Source organism: Paraburkholderia sp. 31.1, from assembly GCF_014397645.1.
GTDB lineage: Bacteria > Pseudomonadota > Gammaproteobacteria > Burkholderiales > Burkholderiaceae > Paraburkholderia > Paraburkholderia tuberum.
On record NZ_VZQN01000187.1, the window covers coordinates 1 to 773 of the forward strand.

Annotated in this window: 1 protein-coding gene and 1 pseudogene; both read right to left on the bottom strand. The window is 64.0% G+C overall.

The window, feature by feature from the left end; all coding sequences use genetic code 11:
• Positions 1-211 (bottom strand): annotated as a pseudogene (locus F6X37_RS38165) (RND transporter); the annotation flags it as partial.
• A 2-nt stretch (positions 212-213) separates the two neighbouring features.
• Positions 214-773, bottom strand: a 560-nt coding sequence (locus F6X37_RS38170) for an efflux RND transporter permease subunit (protein ID WP_187614685.1), incomplete at its 5' end; no start/stop codon positions are given.

Sequence of the window (773 nt, forward strand, 5' to 3'; positions counted from 1 at the left end):
AAAGCTGCCACCATTGCGGAACGCCCACTGCGCCGATATCGAACTGCTGCGCCACGCCGCCCGCTGCGACGGTCTTCGCCGGCTGTGCCTCGGCACCGTAGTGCGCAGGCGAAGGCATCGCCGGGGGCGCGCCGCTGGGACCGAACGAGCAGGCCGTCAATGCGAGTGCCGCTGTCACGGCAAGAACGGATGTTCTATACACGAGGCTCATGCTCAAATCTCCGTATGCTCGTCCACGACCGGTTGCGTTCCGCGCTCGTCGTGCCGGACCCTGAAGCACGCCGCGTACAGCGCGGGCAGGAAGAACACGGTCAGTACTGTGGCGATCGTGATACCGCCCATCAGTGCGGTCGCCATCGGACCGAAGAAGCCCGAGCGCAGCAGCGGAATCAGCGCGAGGACGGCGGCGGCCGCCGTCAGCATGATCGGCCTGAAACGCCTTATGGTTGCGCCGATAATCGCGTCGAAGCGCGCATGCCCTGCCGCGATATCCTGATCGATCTGGTCGACCAGAATCACGGAGTTGCGCATGATGATGCCGAACATCGCAATCACGCCCAGCAGCGCGACGAAGCCGAAAGGCTTGCCGAACAGCAGCAGCGCGGCCACGACGCCAATCAGGCCGAGCGGCGCCGTCAGCACGACGATGAAGGTCCGCGCGAAGTTCTTGAGCTGGATCATCAGCAACAGCAGCACGGCGATGATCATCAACGGCATTTCGGCATTGATCGACGTCTGGCCCTTCACGCTTTCTTCGACCGCGCCGCCCACCT